This window comes from Nonomuraea sp. CX421 (assembly GCF_059358955.1).
Genome location: NZ_JCADBK010000003.1, coordinates 317,586 through 337,208 on the forward strand (window position 1 = coordinate 317,586; position 19,623 = coordinate 337,208).

General features: G+C 70.1%; 18 protein-coding genes. 9 read left to right on the plus strand and 9 right to left on the minus strand.

Translation table 11 applies throughout. From position 1 onward, the window contains the following. The first annotated feature begins 142 nt into the window (after window positions 1–142). The 3 genes from fbaA (at window position 143) to AC5L3X_RS07415 (ending at window position 2,993) form a co-directional block, all read left to right on the plus strand. The gene (gene fbaA / locus AC5L3X_RS07405) at window positions 143–1,165 is read left to right on the plus strand and encodes a class II fructose-bisphosphate aldolase (protein WP_494855925.1); all 1,023 of its coding nucleotides are present in this window, start codon (window positions 143–145) and stop codon (window positions 1,163–1,165) included. Window positions 1,166–1,199: 34 nt separating this feature from the next. Further along, a complete protein-coding gene (locus AC5L3X_RS07410; RefSeq protein ID WP_225262863.1) occupies window positions 1,200–1,610 on the plus strand; it encodes a DUF3151 domain-containing protein in 411 nt (136 codons plus the stop codon). A 99-nt stretch (window positions 1,611–1,709) separates the two neighbouring features. Beyond that, window positions 1,710–2,993: an adenylosuccinate synthase gene (locus tag AC5L3X_RS07415; protein WP_189127922.1), complete on the plus strand. Its 1,284-nt coding sequence runs from the start codon at window positions 1,710–1,712 to the stop codon at window positions 2,991–2,993. Between the two features lie 28 nt (window positions 2,994–3,021). Here the strand turns inward: AC5L3X_RS07415 and AC5L3X_RS07420 are convergent, their stop codons facing one another. Continuing rightward, window positions 3,022–3,669 carry a GNAT family N-acetyltransferase gene (locus tag AC5L3X_RS07420; RefSeq protein ID WP_494855927.1) on the minus strand — a complete coding sequence of 216 codons (648 nt, stop codon included), beginning with the start codon at window positions 3,667–3,669 and terminating at the stop codon, window positions 3,022–3,024. A gap of 182 nt (window positions 3,670–3,851) precedes the next feature. On the opposite strand from AC5L3X_RS07420, the gene AC5L3X_RS07425 reads away from it, so the two are divergent. Further along, window positions 3,852–4,757 (plus strand): glycerophosphodiester phosphodiesterase family protein, encoded by a 906-nt coding sequence (locus tag AC5L3X_RS07425; protein WP_189127920.1) that lies wholly within the window; start codon window positions 3,852–3,854, stop codon window positions 4,755–4,757. A 119-nt stretch (window positions 4,758–4,876) separates the two neighbouring features. Here AC5L3X_RS07425 and corA read toward each other — a convergent pair whose 3' ends face one another. Next, complete coding sequence (corA, locus tag AC5L3X_RS07430) at window positions 4,877–5,887, minus strand: magnesium/cobalt transporter CorA (RefSeq protein WP_225262865.1); 1,011 nt, start codon at window positions 5,885–5,887, stop codon at window positions 4,877–4,879. 453 nt (window positions 5,888–6,340) lie between these two features. Between corA and purD the strand changes: the two genes are divergently transcribed. From purD to AC5L3X_RS07450, 4 genes are all read left to right on the plus strand, one after another. Then, on the plus strand, window positions 6,341–7,561 hold the full coding sequence (gene purD / locus AC5L3X_RS07435) for a phosphoribosylamine--glycine ligase (RefSeq protein WP_494855929.1): 1,221 nt from the start codon (window positions 6,341–6,343) through the stop codon (window positions 7,559–7,561). Beyond that, window positions 7,558–8,394 carry a phosphoribosylaminoimidazolesuccinocarboxamide synthase gene (locus AC5L3X_RS07440; protein ID WP_494855931.1) on the plus strand — a complete coding sequence of 279 codons (837 nt, stop codon included), beginning with the start codon at window positions 7,558–7,560 and terminating at the stop codon, window positions 8,392–8,394. Before purD ends, AC5L3X_RS07440 begins: the two co-directional genes overlap by 4 nt. Window positions 8,395–8,471: 77 nt before the next feature. After that, window positions 8,472–9,737 (plus strand): UDP-N-acetylglucosamine 1-carboxyvinyltransferase, encoded by a 1,266-nt coding sequence (gene murA, locus AC5L3X_RS07445; protein WP_189127916.1) that lies wholly within the window; start codon window positions 8,472–8,474, stop codon window positions 9,735–9,737. Window positions 9,738–9,938: 201 nt separating this feature from the next. Further along, window positions 9,939–11,228: a transcriptional regulator gene (locus AC5L3X_RS07450; protein WP_189127915.1), complete on the plus strand. Its 1,290-nt coding sequence runs from the start codon at window positions 9,939–9,941 to the stop codon at window positions 11,226–11,228. Window positions 11,229–11,464: 236 nt separating this feature from the next. Here the strand turns inward: AC5L3X_RS07450 and AC5L3X_RS07455 are convergent, their stop codons facing one another. Continuing rightward, complete coding sequence (locus AC5L3X_RS07455) at window positions 11,465–11,923, minus strand: rhodanese-like domain-containing protein (RefSeq protein WP_494855933.1); 459 nt, start codon at window positions 11,921–11,923, stop codon at window positions 11,465–11,467. A gap of 154 nt (window positions 11,924–12,077) precedes the next feature. On the opposite strand from AC5L3X_RS07455, the gene AC5L3X_RS07460 reads away from it, so the two are divergent. Continuing rightward, on the plus strand, window positions 12,078–13,070 hold the full coding sequence (locus AC5L3X_RS07460) for an EamA family transporter (protein ID WP_494855935.1): 993 nt from the start codon (window positions 12,078–12,080) through the stop codon (window positions 13,068–13,070). A gap of 10 nt (window positions 13,071–13,080) precedes the next feature. Here the strand turns inward: AC5L3X_RS07460 and hisC are convergent, their stop codons facing one another. The 6 genes from hisC to AC5L3X_RS07490 form a co-directional block, all read right to left on the minus strand. Continuing rightward, a complete protein-coding gene (hisC, locus tag AC5L3X_RS07465; RefSeq protein ID WP_494855937.1) occupies window positions 13,081–14,139 on the minus strand; it encodes a histidinol-phosphate transaminase in 1,059 nt (352 codons plus the stop codon). Window positions 14,140–14,351: 212 nt separating this feature from the next. Beyond that, the gene (locus tag AC5L3X_RS07470) at window positions 14,352–14,501 is read right to left on the minus strand and encodes a DUF4143 domain-containing protein (RefSeq protein ID WP_494855938.1); all 150 of its coding nucleotides are present in this window, start codon (window positions 14,499–14,501) and stop codon (window positions 14,352–14,354) included. 204 nt (window positions 14,502–14,705) lie between these two features. Continuing rightward, window positions 14,706–15,371 (minus strand): NUDIX hydrolase, encoded by a 666-nt coding sequence (locus AC5L3X_RS07475; protein ID WP_189127912.1) that lies wholly within the window; start codon window positions 15,369–15,371, stop codon window positions 14,706–14,708. Between the two features lie 27 nt (window positions 15,372–15,398). Continuing rightward, window positions 15,399–17,186 (minus strand): DUF4434 domain-containing protein, encoded by a 1,788-nt coding sequence (locus AC5L3X_RS07480; protein ID WP_494855939.1) that lies wholly within the window; start codon window positions 17,184–17,186, stop codon window positions 15,399–15,401. 43 nt (window positions 17,187–17,229) lie between these two features. Beyond that, entirely contained in the window at window positions 17,230–18,318 is a 1,089-nt protein-coding gene (locus AC5L3X_RS07485; RefSeq protein ID WP_189127910.1) for a glycosyltransferase, read from the minus strand. A gap of 19 nt (window positions 18,319–18,337) precedes the next feature. After that, a complete protein-coding gene (locus AC5L3X_RS07490; RefSeq protein ID WP_189127909.1) occupies window positions 18,338–19,600 on the minus strand; it encodes a nucleotide sugar dehydrogenase in 1,263 nt (420 codons plus the stop codon). Between the last annotated feature and the right edge of the window lie 23 nt (window positions 19,601–19,623).

A 19,623-nucleotide genomic window follows, 5' to 3' on the forward strand; every position in this document is an offset into this window, starting at 1 on the left:
CTGAGCCTACCCGGATCAGGCAGGGCCGGCGGAGGCCGATACGGGCGGCGACCGGCGTCAAGGCGCGTCGTCACTACCGCCTGGGGTAGCGGAGCCGAGATACTGGGCTGTGCGAAGCCCGCACTCTTCAGGGAGATGAGTCATGCCGATAGCTACTCCAGAGGTCTACGCCGAGATGCTCGACAGGGCCAAGGCCGGCGGATTCGCCTATCCGGCGATCAACGTGACCTCCTCACAGACGCTCAACGCCGCGCTGCGCGGCTTCGCCGAGGCCGAAAGCGACGGCATCGTCCAGGTGTCGACCGGTGGAGCCGAGTTCCTGTCCGGCGCCACGGTCAAGGACATGGTGATCGGCGCGACGGCTCTGGCCGAGTACGCCAGGGTGGTGGCCGCCAAATATCCGGTGACGATCGCCCTCCACACCGACCACTGTCCCAAGAACAAGCTCGACGGGTTCATGCGGCCGCTGATCGACATCTCGCTGGAGCGGGTGTCGAAGGGCCTCGACCCGCTCTTCCAGTCGCACATGTGGGACGGCTCCGCCGTACCTCTGGAGGAGAACCTCGAGATCGCCGCGGAGCTGGTCGAGAAGTGCGCCCGCGCCCGGATCATCATGGAGATGGAGATCGGGGTCGTCGGCGGCGAGGAGGACGGCGTCGTCGGCGAGATCAACGAGAAGCTCTACACGACGCCGGGCGACGCCCTGGCCACCGCGGAGGCGGTCGGCCTCGGCGACAAGGGCCGCTACATGCTGGCCGCGACGTTCGGCAACGTGCACGGCGTCTACAAGCCGGGTCACGTCAAGCTGCGGCCGGGCGTGCTCAAGGAGATCCAGGAGGCGGTCGGCGCCAAGTACGGCAAGGACAAGCCGTTCGACCTGGTCTTCCACGGCGGTTCCGGGTCGACGCTGGAGGAGATCCGCGAGGCGATCTCCTACGGCGTGGTGAAGATGAACATCGACACCGACACCCAGTACGCCTTCACCCGGCCGATCGCGGACCACATGTTCCGCAACTACGACGGCGTGCTCAAGGTCGACGGTGACGTGGGCAACAAGAAGGCCTACGACCCCCGGTCCTACGGCAAGACGGCCGAGGCCGGGATGGCCGCCCGCATCGTGGAGGCGTGCGCCGACCTCCAGAGCACTGGGACGAAGATCTCCTAGCCACGCTCGGGGCCCGGCGGGTATGACTTGTCCTATGGATAACCTTCTCGCCGGGCCTCCCCCGACTCACCTGCCGGACCTGCCCGAGGCCAGGGAGGCGCTCGAGTCCGGTGTCAAGGCCGCCGACATCGCGGCCCGTTTCCCCGCCTATCCGGCGGCCTGGGCGACACTCGCTGAGGAGTACTTCGCGCAGGGTCACGCCGTCACCTCCTACGCTTTCGCCCGCACCGGATATCACCGCGGGCTCGACCAGTTGCGCCGCAGCGGCTGGAAGGGCCATGGGCCCGTGCCCTGGGACCACGAGCCCAACCGCGGCTTCCTGCGCTGCCTCTACTCCCTCGCCAGGGCGGCCCAGGCCATCGGCGAGAAGGACGAGGCCGAGCGGTGCATGCAGTTCCTCCGCGACAGCGACGAGGCGGCGTACGACGCGCTGACCAAGAACTAGCGCTTGGGACGAATGGGTCGACTCAGGTAGTCTCTGCACGCAAGAGCCCCTGTCGCGCTTGCGCCAGGGGTTTCGTTTTGTGCTCGGGAGACTAGAACCATGCCGGCTGTCGTTCTCGTGGGTGCCCAGTGGGGCGATGAGGGCAAGGGCAAGGCCACCGACCTGCTCGGTGGCGATGTCGATTACGTCGTCCGCTATCAGGGTGGCAACAACGCGGGCCACACCGTGGTCATCGGCGACCAGAAATACGCCCTGCACCTGCTGCCCACCGGGATCCTGTCGCCCGACGTCGTGCCGGTGATCGGCAACGGCGTGGTGATCGACCCCGCGGTGCTGCTGAAGGAGATCGACGGGCTGGCCGCGCGCGGCATCTCCGCCGACCGGCTGCTGATCTCGGCCAACGCGCACCTGATCATGCCCCACCACAAGGCCCTGGACAAGGTCACCGAACGCTACCTGGGCAAGGCCAAGATCGGCACGACCGGCCGTGGCATCGGCCCGGCCTACGGCGACAAGATCTACCGGATGGGCGTGCGGGTCCAGGACCTGCTCGACCCCGGCATCCTGGCCAAGAAGATCGAGGTCGCGCTGACCGAGAAGAACCAGGTGCTCACCAAGGTCTACAACCGGCGCGGCATCGACACCGGCGCCGTCGTCGACGAGTACCTCGGCTACGCGGAGCGCCTGCGCCCGCACATCGCCGACACCTCGCTGGTGCTCAACCGGGCGCTGGACGACGGCAAGTTCGTGCTGCTCGAAGGCGGCCAGGGCACGTTGCTGGACATCGACCACGGCACCTACCCGTTCGTCACCTCGTCCTCGCCCACCTCGGGCGGCGCCTGCGCGGGCTCGGGCATCGCGCCGACGCGGCTCACGCGGGTGATCGGCATCCTCAAGGCCTACACCACGCGGGTCGGTTCGGGGCCGTTCCCGACGGAGCTCGAGGACGAGATGGGCGAGTGGCTGCGGCAGACGGGCGGCGAGTACGGCGTCACCACCGGCCGCAACCGCCGCTGCGGCTGGTTCGACGCCGTCATCGCGCGTTACGCGACCCGGATCAACGGGGTGACCGACTTCTTCCTCACCAAGCTGGACGTGCTGTCCGGGCTGGAGCGGATCCCGGTCTGCGTGGCGTACGAGGTCGACGGGGTGCGGCACGACGAGATCCCGATGACGCAGACCGAGTTCCACCACGCCAAGCCGGTCTACGAGGAGCTGCCCGGCTGGCAGGAGGACATAACGGAGGCCAAGTCCTTCGAGGACCTGCCGCCCAACGCGCAGGCGTACGTGCGGGCGCTGGAGGAGATGAGCGGGGCTCAGATCTCCGCCGTCGGCGTCGGCCCGGCCCGCGACGCCACGCTGGTGCTGCGCCCGCTGCTCTGATCTGTCCGCCTCGCCGGTGACGCCGCCGTCAGCCTCGCAGTACGGCGGCCGTCACGGGCGTGTGCAGGACCCAGCCGAGGCTCTCGTAGAGCGACCGGCCGGCCGGGGTGGCGACCAGGACGCCGGTGCGGGCGCCGGAGGCGGCGGCCGTGGCGGTGAGAGCCGTCATGACGACGCTGCCCAGACCGCGCCGGCGGTGCTGGGGAGCGGTCTCGACCTGGTCGACGACCGCCGTACGGCCGGTGATGACGACCTGGCCGCGTGCCGCCATCTCGCCGGCCATCGTGAGCAGGCGGGCGACCGTGACCCCGGCGCGGGTGGTCATGGCCATCGTGTAGCCGGGCGGCGCCGCGAAGGCCGCCCGCTCCAGCGCGGCGGTCATCATGAACTCCGGTTCCTCGACGGACCAGGGCGCGGGCAGCCAGGGAGCGACGGCTTCCACGGGGGCGCAGAGCTTGAGCCAGGTGCCCGGGGCGGTCACCGAGGCCGTCAGGTGGCGGAGCGTGGCGGGAGCGGGGTCCGGGAGGATGTGGCGGGTCCGGTGGTCCGGCAACCCGACGTCGACGCGGAGGCCCCAGGGCTCCGGCACCGGGGCGGGGGCCTGGCGCGAGATCACCCATCCGTCGACCCACGCCCGTACGGTCTCCGGGCGGGCGGTGGTGAGAGCCTGCCTCATGGAGATCAGCTTATTGCCAGACGATTACGTTTATCGAGGCATATATCGGTGCAAGGCATGCGCAAGCGGACAAGGCACAGCGCTGTGCGTCCGCTCGATCGGTACCTCTAGGGCGTATCCCCACAAAAAGGGCACGGCGTGGGAGTGCGGGATAGTGACGCGCGCCCGGTAGGGTCCCGGTTGTGCGCGTTGAGATACATGGTCATCGGGGGGCGAGAGGCCTGTGGCCCGAGAACACCTTGCCGGGTCTGAGCCGCACGATGGAGCTCGGCGTGGACGCGCTCGAGCTCGACGTCGCGCTCACGGCCGACCGGCGGCTCGTGCTCACGCACGACCTCACGGTCTCGGCCGTGACGAGCGCCGACACGCGCCCGGCCAGGCCGGATGATCCGCACTTCCCCTACGTCGGCAAGCCGATCAACCTCCTCACGCTGGCGCAGCTGCGCACGCTCGACGTCGGCACCCGCCTGCCGCGCCACCCCGACGACCCGTTCGCGCTGACCCAGGTCACGCTGCCGGAGACGCGGATGCCCACACTCGGCGCGGTGCTCGGCCTGGTCAACGCCTACGAGGCGGAGAGCGTGCGACTGCACGTGGAGCTCAAGTCCGACCCGACCAGGCCGGAGCTGACACCCGATCCCGAGCTGTTCACCGAGTTGGTGGTCGACGAGCTCGACCGCCACGGGCGGCTCGGCAACGTGGCGATCCTCAGCTTCGACTGGCGGATCATCGGTCACGCCGCCGCGATGGCGCCCGGCACGCGACGGTTCGCGCTGATCGAGCTCGACACCCTCCACTGGCACGAGGACCTGGGCGACGACATCCCGGCCGCCGCCCGCGAGGCCGGGGCCACCACGCTGTCGCCCGAGCATGTGATGGTGGACGAGCCGCTGATGGAGCGGGCCGCCGCGGCGGGGCTGGACGTGGCCGTGTGGACCGTCAACGACCCCGGGCTGGCGGCGCGGATGCTCGACCTGGGAGTGAGCGGCGTGGTGACCGACTACCCCGACCGGATGCGCGAGCTGTGGCGGGAGCGTGGGCTGGCACTGCCCCCGCGCGTCGAGCCGCTCAGGCCGGTCGGCGTCTAGAGCGGCCGGCTTCAGAGCGGTCAGTGTTCAGAGCGGTCAGTGTTCAGAGCGGTCAGTGTTCAGAGCCGTCAGCGTTCAGAGCCGTCAGCGTTCAGAGCCGTCAGCAGCGTTCGGAGCGGTCAGAGCCAGCCGTTGCGGCGGAAGCCGCGGTGCAGCAGCAGGCAGGCCGTGACCATGACGGCCAGCACGGCCGGATAGCCCCAGACCTGTTTGGTCTCGGGCATGAAGTCGAAGTTCATCCCGTAGACACCGGCGATCATCGTGGGCACGGCCAGGATGGCGACCCAGGACGAGATCTTGCGCATGTCCTCGTTGGCCAGGGCGTTCGACCGGGCCAGGGCGGCCTGGAGGATCGAGCTGCACAGCTCGTTGGACGACTCGACCTGCTCGCACACCCGGGAGAGGTGGTCGCCGACGTCGCGGAAGTACTCGCGCATCTCGGACGGGATCACGCGGCGTTGCGGCAGCGCGGCCAGCGGGCTCTGCAGCGGGGTGATCGCCCGCTTCATCTCCAGCATCTCCCGCTTGAGCTGGTAGATCCGGTTGATGTCGCGCGAGCTGACGTCGGCGAAGACGGTGGCCTCGACCTCCTCCAGCTCCATCTGCATGAGGTCGGCCACCTGAAGGTAACGGTCGACGACGTGGTCGGCGATGGCGTGCAGCACGCCGGCCGGGCCGCGGGCCAGCAGCTCGGGCTGATCCTCCAACCGGCCGCGCACCTCGGTCAGCGGGCAGTGCTCGCCGTGGCGCACGGTGACCACGAAGTCGGCGCCGAGGAACACCATGATCTCGCCCGCAGCGATGATCTCGCTGGTGGCGGTCAGCTCGTCGTGGTCCAGGTAGGCGATGGTCTTGAGCACCATGAACAGGGAGTCGCCGTAACGCTCCACCTTGGGCCGCTGGTGCGCCTTGACGGCGTCCTCGACGGCCAGCGGGTGCAGGTCGAACACCTCGGCCAGCCACTCGACCTCGGGGGCCGCCGGCTCGTGCAACCCCACCCAGAGGAAGGCCTTGGCGCCCTCGAACTCGCTGTTGTGCTTGCGGACGAGGTCGAGCGACTCGGCGATGCCCTGGGCGGAGGCTCGCCGGCCCTCGATGTAGGCGCCGTACGTGACGATGGAGTCGGGCACCCGGACCTCAGGCGCCTGCCGGATCGGCTGACGCGCGGCCCGAGGCTGAACGGGGTGACGGTTGATGCGACGGAAAATCGTGGACGAGCGCATGGCAGTCCCTTTCCGCCCGACCTGGCACGCTCCATGCGCGATGAAAAGTCACCTCAATCAACACGTATGCATGGAGGCACGATCAGGCTGCCGGATTGGAGTGGTCGGGGGTACATGGGGTGTACGTGAACGAGCACGTACTGCTGGGATCACCAGGTTTCATCCCGGACCACCTCCAATCACGCAAGACGCCACAAAGCCGCCCTAAGTTATCACAGACGGGTGAACGCCTCCCGACGATACCCGCAGAGCGGCACCCGCGGCAGGTAGAAGTTCGCCAAGGAATGCCCTCCGTAGCGCCGTGGGGCGTACGGGCCTCCGATGCGGGGCGGGGTGGCGGGAGCTGCGACAATGGGCCCCGTGCGCGTTCTAGTCATCGGATCCGGCGGGCGTGAGCACGCCCTGTGCCGTTCACTCAAGCTCGACCCGCGGGTCGGCGAGCTCCACTGCGCTCCGGGCAATCCGGGCATCGAGGAGATCGCGACCCTGCACGCCGTCACGCCCACCGATCCAGAGCAGGTGGCCGGGCTGGCCACGCGGCTCGGGGCCGACCTGGTCGTCGTGGGGCCGGAGGCGCCGCTGGTGGCGGGGGTGGCCGACGCGGTGCGGGCGGCCGGCATCCCGTGCTTCGGGCCGTCCGCCGAGGCGGCGATGATCGAGGGGTCCAAGGCGTTCGCCAAGGAGATCATGGCCGCCGCCGACGTGCCCACCGCGCGGGCCCGGACGTGCGCGACCCCCGAGGAGGCGGCCGCCGCGCTCGACGAGTTCGGCGCCCCCTACGTGGTCAAGGACGACGGGCTGGCCGCGGGCAAGGGCGTGGTCGTCACCGACGACCGCGACGCGGCCCTGGAGCACGCGCTGGCCTGCGAGCGGGTGGTGATCGAGGAGTTCCTCGACGGCCCGGAGGTGTCGCTGTTCGCGCTGTGCGACGGGCGCACGGCCGTGGCGCTGCAGCCGGCGCAGGACTTCAAGCGCGCCTACGACGGCGGCGAGGGGCCCAACACGGGCGGCATGGGCGCCTACACCCCGCTGCCCTGGGCGCCCGAGGGCCTGGCCGAGCAGGTCATGCGCGAGGTCGTGGAGCCGACGATCGGCGAGCTGGCCCGGCGCGGCCTGCCCTACCAGGGCGTGCTCTACGTCGGCCTGGCGCTGACCGCCAAGGGGCCCAAGGTGATCGAGTTCAACGCCCGCTTCGGCGACCCGGAGGCCCAGGTGCTGCTCGACCGGCTGGAGACGCCGCTCGGCGGGCTGCTGCTGGCCTGCGCGACCGGCACGCTCGGTGAGCACGACCGGCCGGTCTTCCGCGACGGCTCCGCGGTGACCGTGGTGATCGCCGCCGAGGACTACCCCGGAGCCCCGGTCAAGGGCGACGTGATCAGGGGGATCGAGCCGACCGCCGACGCCTACGTGATCCACGCCGGCACCAGGCGGGTGGACGGCGAGGTGGTCTCCGACGGCGGGCGGGTGCTCGACGTCGTGGGCACCGGGCCCGACCAGGAGAGCGCCCGGCGCCACGCCTACGAGCTGGTGGCACGGGTCGAGCTGCGCGGCTCCTTCCACCGGACGGACATCGCCCGATGAAGCACCTGCACTCCGGCAAGGTACGCGACCTCTACGAGACCGACGACGGCCTGCTGCTGATGGTCGCCTCCGACCGGATCTCGGCCTTCGACCACGTGCTGGAGCCCGGCATCCCCGACAAGGGGGCCATCCTCACGCAGCTGTCGCTGTGGTGGTTCGACCAGCTCGCGGACGTGGTGCCCAACCACATCGCGGCACCGGGGCCCGACGCGCGCAGCATGGTGTGCAAACCACTCAAGATGGTGCCGATCGAGTGCGTGGCGCGCGGCTATCTGGCCGGGTCGGGGCTGACCGACTACCGGCGCGAGCGCACGGTCTCCGGCGTCCGGCTGCCCGAGGGGCTCCAGGACGGGTCACGGCTGCCCGAGCCGATCTTCACCCCGTCGACCAAGGCGCCGGTGGGGCAGCACGACGAGCCGATCCCGTACGAACGGGTGGTCGAGGAGGTCGGCGCGGAGACGGCCGAGGCGCTCCGGCGCGTCACGCTCGCCGTCTACACCCGGGGCGCCGAGATCGCCCGGGAGCGGGGCATCATCCTGGCCGACACCAAGATCGAGCTGGGCTGGGACTCCGAGGGAGTGCTGACCCTGGGCGACGAGGTCCTTACGCCGGATTCCTCGCGATTTTGGCCGGCGGACGCTTGGGAGCCGGGACATCCGCAACCGTCCTTCGACAAGCAATATGTCCGGGATTGGCTGACCTCTCCCGAATCCGGGTGGGATAAATCCTCCGAAACTCCTCCACCACGCCTGCCCGACAAGGTCGTCGAGCAGACCCGGCGCCGTTATCTGGAAGCGTACGAACGCCTCACCGGAGCTTCCTTTAACGGATGATTCGGCTGGGGCAGTTGGTATGACCGACTACTCTTGGGCCGGTCGAGCCAGACCAAGAACCCCGAGGAGCCCCAGGAATGGTCCGTTACCGCGTGCGCGGTGGCAACGCACTACGTGGAACCGCCTTCATCCAGGGCGCCAAGAACGCCGTGCTGCCGATGATCGGGGCCGCTCTGCTCGCCGCGAAAGGGCGCACCGTCCTGCGCAACGTGCCCATCATCGAGGACGTCCGCCGCGCGGTCGAGCTCGCCGAGACGGTGGGCGCGTACGTCGAGCTGCATGAGGCCGAGCGCACGCTGGTCATCGACGCCTCCCGGCTGCGCAGCCCGGTGCTGCCCGCCGAGATCGCCAGGCGCTTCCGCGGCTCGGTGCTCTTCACCCCCGCGCTGCTCCACCGGCTGGGCGAGGCGATCGTCGAAGGCGTCGGCGGCTGCAACCTCGGCAGCCGCAACCTCGACTTCCACTACCTGGGCTACAAGCGGCTGGGCGCGGTCGTCGACGAGGGCGAGACCGTCATCCACGTCAAGGCCTCCGGCCTGACCGGCGCGACGCTCTACCTCGACACCCCGTCCCACACCGGCACCGAGAACCTGATCATGGCCGCGGCGCTGGCCAACGGCGTCACCGTGATCGAGAACGCCGCGCTCGAACCCGAGGTGCTCGACGTCATCGACATGCTCACCAAGATGGGCGCGCGCATCAGCGGCGGCGGCACCGGGTTCATCACCGTCGAGGGCGTCGACGAGCTGCACGCCGTCGAGCACACCGTGATGCCCGACCGGCTCGACGCGGGCGTCTTCGCGATGGCCGCGGCGATCACCGGCGGCGAGCTCAGCCTGGTCGGCACCGGCCTCGACCTCGGCGTGGTCCGCTACAAGCTGGAGCAGATGGGCGTCGACTTCGCCCGGCAGGGCGCGGTGCTGCACGTGCGCCGCGACCGCACGCTCCGGCCGATCAACATCATCACCGACACCTATCCCGGCTTCGCCACCGACCTGCAGTCGCCCATGATGACGGTCGCGGCGCTGGCCGACGGACCCAGCTACATCCACGAGCGCATCTTCGACGGCCGTTTCGCCCTGGCCGGCGAGCTGAACAAGATGGGCGCCCAGGTGGAGGTCGACGGCAGCCGGGCGATCGTGCGCGGCGCCACCCCGCTGACCGGCACCCAGGTGACCGCCCACGATCTTCGGTCGGGCATCGCTCTGGTGCTCGCCGGGCTGGCCGCGGAGGGCGAGACCGTCATCGAGTCGGGATACCTGATCGACCGCGGGCACGCGCATCTCGCCGAACGAATGCGGGCGCTCGGAGCGGACATTACACGAGAGATTTCAAGACACTGACAATCGTCAGGTAAACCCATCTGAACTGCTGAAATGACTTCTCGGGCGGCCAACCAGAACGGCTTTCCGGAAAAGTCGGGCGTGACATTACGGCCCTCGCGAGCGATCGTTCCAAAAGAGAGCACTGCAACTTACGGCAGGATGGGACGAACATTGGTCGAGAGGGCCGAAGAAACAACCCGAGTGTCACGCCCGGGCGCTATGACACCGGACCTCACCATCGGCGTGGTCGGACCCCACGATTTGGTCGAGCGCGTCATGTTGATGGGGCACGCAGCCGCGCCCCTGCCCTGTCGCCTTGTGGCGGCCGCCTACCGCGACGAACAGGAGGCGCCCGACAAGGTGACCCGGCTCGGTCCCGGCGTCGACGCGTGCCTGTTCGCCAGCCCGGTCCCCTACGACCTGGCCCGGCGTTCCGGCGTGCTGACGATGCCGGCGACCTACGTCCAGCTCGGCGGGGCCGCACTGGTCGCCGCGCTGGCCAAGGCGGCGCTGGATCCGCGCATGGACCCCCAACGGGTCAGCGTCGACGTGGTGTCACGTGCCGATGTCGAGGAGGCGTACACAGATCTCGGCATACCGGCCGCGGACGTGCACAGCCGCGACGAGCCGGGGGCCACCGGCACGATCGCGGCCTACCACGAGCGGCTGGCCCGCCAGGGCGCCACCACCGGCGCGCTGACGTGCCTGCCGGCGGTCGCCGAGCGGCTCCAGACGGCCGGGGTGGCGGTGATCCGGATCAGGCCGACCTCGGCGGCGGTGCGCACCGCGCTGCACACGGCGGCGCTGCTGGGCGCGCACCACCGGCTGGAGGAGTCGCAGCTCACCGTCGTGCTGGTGGAGGTGCCGACGCTCCGCGAGCCCGTACGCCGCGCCGCGCCGCGTTACTGGCGCGACGAGCTGCGGCTGTCGCTGCACAGGCTGCTGGTCCAGGAGGCCAACCGGATCAACGCGACCGTGTGGCCGATCGACGATCACAGCTATCTGGTCACCGCGACCAGGGGCTCGATCGCGACCGCCACCGACGGGTTCCGGGTGCTGCCGTTCGCGTCCAGGATCCGCGACGAGCTGGGGCTGGCCGTCGAGGTGGGCGTGGGGATGGGACGCACGACGCACGACGCCGAGTCGCACGCGCGGGCCGCGCTGGCCCGCACCCAGGCGGGCAAGCAGGCCCAGGGCTTCGCGGTGGACCGCGAGGGCCGGACCCTGGTGCCCGCTCCCCGGATGCCGCCCACCGGGTCCGGCGCGCTCAAGCCCAAGGGCGTCGAGGTGCTGGCCAGGCTGGCGGCCAAACTCGAAGGAGGTGACACGGTGGTCGACGCGGAGGGAGCCGGGAAGATGCTCGGGGTGACGCCGCGTACGGCCCGGCGGTTGCTGCGCACGCTGGTTGACGAGGGACTCGCGTGGCCGCTCCCGCCGAACCGCACGCCCCAACCCGGTCGGCCGCGGCAGCTCTACCGCCTCATCGTGGAGAAGCTTGGCCCGCGCTGATCCCCTGTACAGGTCCGCCGTCCCCCTTCCCCTTCCAGGACGGCGGGCCGTAGCTCTGCGTTACGGACATTGGGAGCGCTACCAAGTGTCCGAAATGTGAACTTGGGGGGAGATCGGCGTGAACTTCTGCGACCAGTTCTGCCGAGTTCTTGGTTGGCCCTTGTGGAAGGGGGTATGTTCTCCCTCGCCCCCGATCGACGGGATTCGGACGGGGGCACCAATTTTTCTCCCCGGCGTCAGCAGGCGCAGGCGACCTCCGTGACCGGCGTCGTGAGGGCGTCCTTCGGATGGCGGATGAGCCCCGAGGCGGTCTCCACCGCGAAGCCCTCCCTGGCCCAGTACTCGAAGCCGCCGATCATCTCCTTGACCCGGTAGCCGAGCCTGGCGAACTCCAGCGCGGCGCGCGTGCCGCCGTTGCAGCCCGGTCCCCAGCAGTAGACGACGACCGTGACGTCGCGCGGCACGCTCGCTGGCGCGCGGGCGGCGATCTCGCGGGTGGGGAGGTGGCGGGCGCCGGGGACGTGACCCTGGTCCCAGCTCTCCCGGCTGCGCGAGTCGACCACGACGATGCCGGGTTCGGCTGCGGCCAGGTCGGCGGCCACGTCGGAGACATCGGTCTCGAAGGACAGGCGGGCGGCGAAGTGGGCCAGGGCGGCGGCGTTGCCGGCGGCCGGGGTGTCGGTAACAGCGGACATGGGACTCCATTCACGAGATGAATGGAAAAATCGTGACATCCAGCTCGTGAAGCGGACAGTGGGGCGAATGCCGCTTATCGCTAAGATTCCGCCAGCCTCCCAGCGTCGGCCCTCCGCCGGAATCTGTCGGAACCGACCAGTATTGTCATCAGTCATGGGATCGAACACTGCTGACCGCCGGACCTCCCTCAAGGTCTGGGGCGCCCTCGCCATCGTGTACGTGGTGTGGGGATCGACCTATCTCGGCATCGGAATCGCGATCGAGTCGATCCCGCCCATGCTCAGCGCGGCCATCCGGTTCATCATCGCGGCCGCCCTGCTGTCCGGGTTCCTGCTGGTGCGGTCGGGGCCGGGGGCCTTCAGGATGTCGCGCCGGCAGTTCCTCGGCGCGGCCCTCGTGGGCGTGCTGCTGCTGACCACGGGCAACGGGATGCTGTCCGTGGCCGAGCAGTACATCTCCACGGGCCTGGCGGCGCTGCTGGTGGCCTCGGTGCCGCTGTGGCTGGTCGTGTTCAGGTTCGCCGTGCGCGACCGTCCCAAGACGCTCACGCTCGCGGGCGTGCTGGTCGGCATCGGCGGGGTCGGCGCGCTGTCGCTGACCGGCGCCGAGGGCGGCAGCGAGGTCGGGATCGTCGTGGTGCTGCTCGCGTCGGTGTCGTGGGCCGTGGGCTCGTTCGTGTCGGGCAGGATCGCGATGCCCGCCAACGCGCTCGCCACCAGCGCGGTCGAGATGGTCGTGGGCGGCGCCGGATTGCTGGTGCTCGGCACCGGCTTCGGCGAGCGGCTCGACGTCTCGGCCGTCACCACCAGATCGTGGCTGGCCCTGGCCTACCTGGTCGTGGCGGGGTCGCTGATCGGGTTCACCGCGTTCTCGTGGCTGCTGGGCAACGCGCCCATCTCGCTGGTCTCCACCTACGCGTACGTCAACCCGGCCGTCGCCGTCGCGCTCGGCGCGCTGGTCCTCAGCGAGCCGATCACCGTCCAGGTGATCGTCGGCGGCCTGGTCATCCTGGTCGGCGTCGCCCTGGTGATCTCGACCGAGCGCAAGGGAACGACACGCGCGCCCGACGCCGGCGCGGGCGATGGCGGGACACCACCACCCGCGCGCCGGCGGGCCGAGCCCGTGGCCGAGCAGCCTGGCGGGTAGGCAGGCGTCGTCAGCCCCGGAAGGCGGCCGCCGCGGCGAGGAACGTGTCGTTGGCCTCCGGGTCGCCGATCGAGACGCGGGCGCCCTCTCCCGCGAACGGCCGCACGGCCACACCCTCGACCGCGCAGGCCTCGGCGAAGTCGAGGGTGCGCTCGCCCAGCCTGAGCCAGACGAAGTTGGCCTCGGTGGGCGGGACGGTCCAGCCCTGCGCGATCAGCGCCTCGCGCACCCGGGTGCGCTCCTTGACCACGAGATCGACCCGCTCCAGCAACTCGTCCTCGGCCCGCAGCGAGGCGACGGCCGCGACCTGGGCGAGGTGGTTGACGGCGAACGGAATGATCGTCTTGCGCACCGCCGCGGCCACCGGCTCGTGCCCGACCAGGTAGCCGACCCGCAGCCCGGCCAGCCCGTACGCCTTGGAGAACGTACGCAGCACGCAGACGTTGGGCCGGTCGCGGTAGAGGGTCAGGCCGTCGGGCACGTCCGCGTCGCGTACGTACTCGCGGTAGGCCTCGTCGAGCACCACCAGCACGTCGCCGGGCACCCGATCGAGGAAGGCCGTCAGCTCCGCCTCGCGGATCGCGGTGCCGGTCGGGTTGTTGGGGTTGCACACGAACACCATGCGGGTCCGGTCGGTGATCGCCTCGGCCATGGCGTCGAGGTCGTGGTCCTCGCCGGCCAGCGGCACCCGCACGGACCGCACGCCGGCCAGGTCGGCCAGCAGCGGGTAGGCCTCGAACGACCGCCAGGCGTAGACCACCTCGACGTCCGGCTCGCCCACGGTCTCGAACAGCTGCTGCGCCACGGTCACCGAGCCCGCGCCGAGCGCGACGTGCTCGTACGGCACCCCGAACCGCTCGGCGATGGCCTCGGTCAGCCCGGTCGCGCCCGGGTCGGGGTAGCGATGGATCTGCCGCGCCCCCTCGGCGATCGCCTCCAGCACCGACGGCAGCGGATCGTAGGGCGACTCGTTGGAGGAGAGCTTGTACGAGCGGCCGTCGGCGGCGGCGACGGCCTTGCCCGGCTGGTAGGCCGGCATCGTGTCGAGGATCGGGCGAAAACGAGGCATGTCCTCACCTTATGAAATGCCGGGCCCACCGGCATCCTCACCCGGCCGCGTCGACGTTGTTCGTGGAAGGCGAGCGTGCCCCCATAGGGCCGACAGGGAAGCATCTGGATGCCGTCGCCCAGGGACACGCTCTGGTCGCCGAGATGCAGGACGACTCCGGCGGCGAACCGATCGCCGATCGCGTCGCGCATCCAGCGCAGGTGCGCGACGTCTCACGCCGAAGGGGAGGCGCTGGCCTTGATCTCGATGCAGGCGACGCGCCCGTCATAACGTTCGAGGACGAAGTCGACCTCCCGCCCATTGCGGTCGCGAAAGTAGTGAATGCGGAAGGGCTCAGACGTCGTCGAACGAAGCTTGGGCACTGAACGATCTCATCAGCTCGGCGAGCCGCCGCTCCAACAGCCGCGGACGAAGGTCGTCCACGCGTTCCCCCAGGTCGTCACTTCGCCTGGCGCCAACCCTACATCTCGTCCGGCTGCGACTCGTCACTTCGTCCAGACAGAACTCGTCACGTCGTCCAGGCATAGCTCGGCACTTCGTCCACCTCGGGCGTCAGGTGTGGGCGGTCAGACCTTGAGGGAGCGGAGCATCGGGGGGTGGAGAAGCTCGGCGGGGCCGCGGCGGTAGAGCTTGGCGGGGCGACCGCCGTCGCGGGTGGTGGTGGCACCCGTCTCCACCAGGAAGCCCTCGGCCTTGGTGACCTTGCGGTGGAAGTTGCGCGGGTCGAGGGAGCGGCCCCAGACGATCTCGTACACCCTGCGCAGGTCGGCCACCGTGAACTCCGGAGGACAGAAGGCGGCGCCCAACGGGGTGTATTCGAGCTTGGCCCGGGCCCGCTCGATGCCGTCGAGCATGATGCGGCGGTGGTCGAAGGCCATCACGGCCAGCTCGGCGAGCGGGCGCCAGCTCATGTGGGCCTGCTCGGAGGCGGGCAGGTCGGGCGCGAGCCCGAGGTAGGCGACGCTCACGACCCGCTGGCGGGGGTCGCGGTCGGGGTAGCCGTAGGTCTGGAGCTGCTCCAGGTGCACCGGGGCGCCCGGCAGGCCGGCGCGCTCGCCCAGGATGCGCTGGGCGGCGGCCGGGAGGTCCTCGTCGAGCTGGACGAAGCCGCCCGGCAGCGACCAGCGCCGCAGGAACGGCGGGTTGTCGCGCCGCCAGACGAGGGCGCAGAGCGCCTGGCCGCGCACGGTCAGCACGACCAGGTCGACGCTGACCGGCACGCACGGAACCATGGCAGGCACGTTACACTCAGCGGCCGTTCACGTGCCGACCCGGACGTGCAGCCGCTCCGTGGTCTCCTGCCCCGAGGGCAGCCGGACGCCGATCCTGAGCCAGTCGCCGGGCTCGGCCTGCCCCCAGTCGAACGGCACCCAGGCGGTCTGCATGCCCTCGGGCAGCTCCTCCAGCGGGTCGTCGTCGAGCCAGCCGGCGGTGGCCACGTCGAGGTCGACGGAGCCGCCCGGCCACTCGACGGTGACCGTGCCGTCGGTGAAGTTGTAGCCGCGCACCTCGATGCCGTCCTGGACGTCGCGCGCGCGCCGGATCGCGTCCACCGCGATCGGCCGGCCCCAGTCCTTCATGACCTCGGTCTCCAGGGACGGCGAGCCGCACGTCATGAAGTCGCTCCACATGTACGAGACGATCTTCTGGACGTATCGGCCGGCCATGGTGACGGCCTGGTCGAGGCGCTTCTTGTCGGTCTTGCCACGGGTGCCGCTGGCGGCGCACGGCTGGTCGCCCGACGGCTCGAACGCCTCGACGTTGGCCCACAGCTGCACCTCGTGACCGGCTTCCAGCATCTTCTCGCGGGCCAGCGACATCTCGCGGTAGTAGTCGCGCGTCGAGCCGTGGTAGGCGGTGTCGTACGTGCTCTCCCCCACGACCGGGCGGAGCCGCTCGTCCACCTCCTCGCCGCGCTCGTCCGGCCAGAACAGGCCCACCTTGCCGGTGCCGCGGCTGTCCTGTGGCGCGATGATGCCGACCCCGGTCTGGGCGAGCGCCGTGAAGCCCTCGGCCACCTGCTTGGGCGTCTGGCCGAAGGCGACCCGCTTGCGCGCGTCGAGGTAGGGGCTGATCAGGATGGGCTTGTTGGGCAGCTCCTGCTCCACGATCGTGTGCTGGTCGGCGTAGACCCTCAGCGTGGGATTGGAGACCAGGGTGCTCGACATCTGCACCTCGAAGGGCTGGTAGACGCCGCCGAGCGAGGCCCGGTCGGCGAAGCGCACACCGTAGTCCTGCAGGATGCGGCGGGTCAGGGTGGTCAGCGTGCCGAGGTGCTTGGGGTTGGCCCGGGTCGGCGTCTCCGGGTCGCGCGGCGCGAGCGGCAGCGCGGGGAAGACCCGCAGGCCGAACCGGTCGCCGAGGTCGAGCAGCTCGGTCAGGCTGTCCTTGGCCGCGCCCGCGATGAGGATCAGGTCGTACGGCTTGGCCTTGCCGAAGTCGCAGGTGGCGTCGTCGGAGCCGTCCATGGGCGCGAGCACCCGGTAGTAGACGCGCTTGCCCGCCGGAATCGATCGTTCCATCTGGGCGCAGCGGAACAGGTCGGGGCCGAACGCCTCGTCGGTGCGGTAGACGTAGGTGCGGGCGATCCGGTTGCCCGGGTCGGCCGCCTTGAGGTCGCGCTCGGCCGCGGCGTGGCAGCTGAGCCCGTCCTCCTCGCACGGCTCGTAGAGCGAGTCGACCTTGCCGTCCTTGGCCCGGACGCGGCCCCGGTCGTCGAGCTCCCGGTACTGCAGGCCGTACCCGATCCTGATCACCGTGTCGCCGCCGAGGCTGTGGATCTCCTGCATCTGCTTGCGCCAGGTGCAGGGGTTGGACTTGGGCGTGACCCAGTAGCCGGTGACGGCGTAGGGGGCCTTCTCGCCGGTGTCGAACGTGCCGCACGGGTCGGTGAACTCGCTCACCTGGGGCGTGGGGTCGTCGCGGGTCGGGGTGGCGCTGACCCGCTGGCTCACGGGCTCGGATGGAGGGTCATCGGGAAGGACGACGATCACGGCCGCCACGGCGGCCAGGATCACTGCGCCCAGGAACACAAAGAGCCAGCGCACGTTGAAGAACCTACCGCTCTCGGGATCTGCCGGAGATAAGCCGTTATTTCAGCAGCCCGGCCCAGTCTTCGAGCTGGGCCACGAACCGTTTCGCCGAATTGGGCCAGTGGTGGTTGGCACGTGCCGACGCGTAGCCGCGCGCGCCCTGCGCCCGCCGCTCCCGTACGTCGTCCCGCAGCGTGAGCACGGCCTGTGCCACGGCCTTGGGGTCCTCCCAGGGCACCACGACGCCGCTTTCGTACCGCTCGACCAGCTCGACCGCGCGAGGGGACGGAGTCGTGATGACCGGGATGCCGTGCGCCATGTACTCGACGATCTTGGTGGGCATCGAGTGCCGGTAGTTGGGCTCGTCGTGCAGCAGCGAGAGCCCGGCCAGCGCGCCGTCGAGCCGCTTGAGGGCCTCGTCGTTGGGCATGAAGTCACGCCACTCCAGCAGGCCCTCGGTCACCGCCTGGTTGAGCAGCGGACGGCTCTGCGGGTCGGCGTAGCCGATCAGCTCGACCGCCACCCGGTACGGCTGCAGCAGCCGGGCCACCTCGATGGCCTCCAGCACGCCCCGCGCCCGCGACAGCCAGCCCAGGTAGACCACCCGGTCGTCGCCCGGCGGGGTGACCGAGTCGGGCACCCACGTCTCGTTCGGCACGATCAGGTGGGCGTGCTTGAACCTGCCCGCGTAGGCCGTCTCGGCCAGCAGCAGGTGCATCCGACGTTCGGCCGTGCTCTCCAGCATGCGGGCCAGGAAGCGGACGGGCGGGCGCAACAACGAGGGCAGCCACGGCTTGAGCGAGAGCGTCGCCGGAGTGTCCTCGTGCACGTCCCACACCACGGGCGGGCTGTTGCGCACCCCCCAGACGGCGAACAGCAGCTCGGGGTCGTGGATCAGCACCAGGTCGACCTTGCCGCGCATCCGCTTGAACACCCGGCGGGCGGCCAGCACGGCCGCGACGCGCTTGCGCTGGGCGGCCCGGGGCAGATCGACGCCGGTGACCCACGGCCTGGGGACGACCCCGTGAGCCGTGAAAGAAGCCGCATACGTGACCTCATGACCGGCATCCACGAGGGCGCGGATCTGCCGATGCAAGATCCTCGCATCCTCGGGGTTATGCACCACCGTCATGACGAGCACGTGCACTGCGCGCAGCCCTCCGTCGCTACAGCCGCTCGACGCGTTCACCCTCGGTGAGAACACCGCGGGTGTCGAGCACGAGCCGGGCCTTTGCCTCCACCATGTCCAGGTCGAACGCGGCGTGCTGCTGGAGCAGCAGTGTCACGTCGGCACCGGCCACGGCCTCGGCCAGATCCTCTTCACGCGGCACGGGTGTGCCGTCGACCGACCACTCCTTGACATGCGGGTCGGCGAACGAGAGGTCGGCGCCCAGTTCCAGCAGCGCACGCGCCACCGGTAGGGCCGGGGTCTCGCGTTCGTCAGCGATGTCCGGTTTGTAGGTAACGCCGAGCATAACGACTCTGGCGCCGTTCACGGGCTTCTTATGCCTGTTCAGCAATCGCTGTACGCGGGCCACCACGTAGGACGGCATCCGCTCGTTGATCTCCTGGGCCAGCTCGACGAACCGGAACGGGTAGCCGAGCTTGCGCACCGTGTAGGACAGGTAGGACGGATCGACGGGGATGCAGTGCCCGCCGACCCCGGGGCCGGGCAGGAACTTCTGGAACCCGAACGGCTTGGTGGCCGCGGCCTCGATCGACTCCCACAGGTCTATCCCGAGCTCGTCGCAGAAGATCGCCATCTCGTTGACGAGCGCGATGTTGACGTGCCGGTAGGTGTTTTCCAGCAGCTTTGCCATCTCGGCCTCGCGGGTGCCGCTGACGGGCACGACCTGCTCGATGAACTGGCCGTAGAAGGCGGTCGCCCGGTCGCGGCAGGTCGCGGTGTAGCCACCGACCACTTTGGGGGTGTTGCGCAGCCCGAACTTGGGGTTGCCCGGGTCGATCCGCTCGGGCGAGAAGGCCAGGTGGAAGTCGACGCCCGCGGTCAGGCCCGAGGCTTCGAGCAGCGGGCGGGCCACCTCGTCGGTGGTGCCCGGCCAGGTGGTGGACTCGAGCACGACCAGCGTGTCCTTGGTCAGGTTGCGGGCGACGGTGGAGGTCGCCCCCTCGACCGCGGACAGATCCGGCCGGTGGTCCTCGTCCAGCGGGGTCGGCACGCAGATGACGATCGTGTTGCTCGAGGCCAGCACCGACTCGTCGAGCGTGGCGCGGAAACCGCTGACCAGCATGTGATCGAGGTCGGCGTCGGTCAGGTCATCGATGTAGGACTGCCCGGCGTTGAGCGCGTCGACCTTACGAGGGTCGACGTCCACGCCGACGACTCGGAGTCCGGCGGCCACCGCTTCCTTCGCGAGCGGCATGCCGACGTACCCCAAGCCGATGACAGCCAAGTCGATTTCTGTCACAGCTGTACCTTGGAGGGCCGGAA

What these genes read in the sequence shown, in the direction of transcription:
- AC5L3X_RS07475 (WP_189127912.1), bottom strand. Translation starts at nt 15,371, where the DNA reads ATGGTTCCGTGCGTGCCGGTCAGCGTCGACCTGGTCGTGCTGACCGTG.
- hisC (WP_494855937.1), bottom strand. Translation starts at nt 14,139, where the DNA reads ATGCCTCGTTTTCGCCCGATCCTCGACACGATGCCGGCCTACCAGCCG.
- AC5L3X_RS07420 (WP_494855927.1), bottom strand. Translation starts at nt 3,669, where the DNA reads ATGAGGCAGGCTCTCACCACCGCCCGCCCGGAGACCGTACGGGCGTGG.
- AC5L3X_RS07455 (WP_494855933.1), bottom strand. Translation starts at nt 11,923, where the DNA reads ATGTCCGCTGTTACCGACACCCCGGCCGCCGGCAACGCCGCCGCCCTG.
- fbaA (WP_494855925.1), top strand. Translation starts at nt 143, where the DNA reads ATGCCGATAGCTACTCCAGAGGTCTACGCCGAGATGCTCGACAGGGCC.
- AC5L3X_RS07415 (WP_189127922.1), top strand. Translation starts at nt 1,710, where the DNA reads ATGCCGGCTGTCGTTCTCGTGGGTGCCCAGTGGGGCGATGAGGGCAAG.
- AC5L3X_RS07450 (WP_189127915.1), top strand. Translation starts at nt 9,939, where the DNA reads ATGACACCGGACCTCACCATCGGCGTGGTCGGACCCCACGATTTGGTC.
- murA (WP_189127916.1), top strand. Translation starts at nt 8,472, where the DNA reads ATGGTCCGTTACCGCGTGCGCGGTGGCAACGCACTACGTGGAACCGCC.
- AC5L3X_RS07410 (WP_225262863.1), top strand. Translation starts at nt 1,200, where the DNA reads ATGGATAACCTTCTCGCCGGGCCTCCCCCGACTCACCTGCCGGACCTG.
- AC5L3X_RS07440 (WP_494855931.1), top strand. Translation starts at nt 7,558, where the DNA reads ATGAAGCACCTGCACTCCGGCAAGGTACGCGACCTCTACGAGACCGAC.
- AC5L3X_RS07460 (WP_494855935.1), top strand. Translation starts at nt 12,078, where the DNA reads ATGGGATCGAACACTGCTGACCGCCGGACCTCCCTCAAGGTCTGGGGC.